The sequence below is a fragment of the Natrialba swarupiae genome (assembly GCF_008245225.1).
In the GTDB taxonomy this organism is placed as follows: Archaea; Halobacteriota; Halobacteria; order Halobacteriales; family Natrialbaceae; genus Natrarchaeobius; species Natrarchaeobius swarupiae.
This window is the reverse complement of the sequence record NZ_VTAW01000089.1, coordinates 1-746: the sequence shown is the minus strand read 5'-3', so window position 1 is coordinate 746 and position 746 is coordinate 1. Positions and strand designations below refer to the sequence as shown.

At 56.0% G+C, this 746-nt stretch carries 1 protein-coding gene; it reads right to left on the bottom strand.

Annotated features, from left to right (window positions below; genetic code table 11):
• Positions 1 to 746 (bottom strand): IS701 family transposase (locus FYC77_RS20035; protein ID WP_149083251.1); only part of this gene is annotated, 746 nt, incomplete at both ends.

Below are 746 nucleotides of genomic sequence, written 5' to 3'. Positions count from 1 at the left end.
ATGATGTACGGCTCGTCAAGTCCTCGGAGTTTCTGTCGGAAACTCCGAGACTTGCCGTAGTTCTGATCAGCAACGACACAACCGTGCTCGATATCGGCCGAGACGACGTGTTCAACGAGCCCAGCTGCAATCTCGAGTTTTGTCCGATGTTCGATATCGTCGGGAATGTTCGCGTCTTCCCGCCGCTGAGCGAAGCGTTCACGCTGCTGTTGATCTTCGTACTCTGCGTCATCTGCTCCAGCCCACTTCTTTGGGAGGTACAGACGCATTCCCAGTGGCCACGTGAGTTGATCAGCGTTCTGGCGCTCGCCAGGTCTGGCGAGCGTGCAGTTAACAGTAACTTGGCAGTTGTCGACTTTCCCAGTCGCCCCACACCACTGTCGAGCAACACCAACGCTGTCTTCACCGGATTTCGGGATCCCCATGCCGTCAATGATCACTGCGGCTTGGGGGCCCTGGATCGCTTCGGGAACGCGTTCCCGAAGCTCCTTTTCGACGTTCTCGTGTTCCCAGGGGCTTTCACGGACAAATCGTTCGAGGCGTTCTTGATCCACCTGCATTTTGTCAGCGATATCGGTGGCTGTCGGACTTCCGGGGCGCAACAGGCCCCGGAAGTACCGAGCTGCGTTCTGCCACGTTCGGTCGTATTTTGGCCATGATGATCCGTCTAACCGAGTCGTGAATGCTGAACAGTAATTGCTGAGAAACTGTAGCCCTTCCGCCTGAGCACGTTTCGTCTCTTTCAT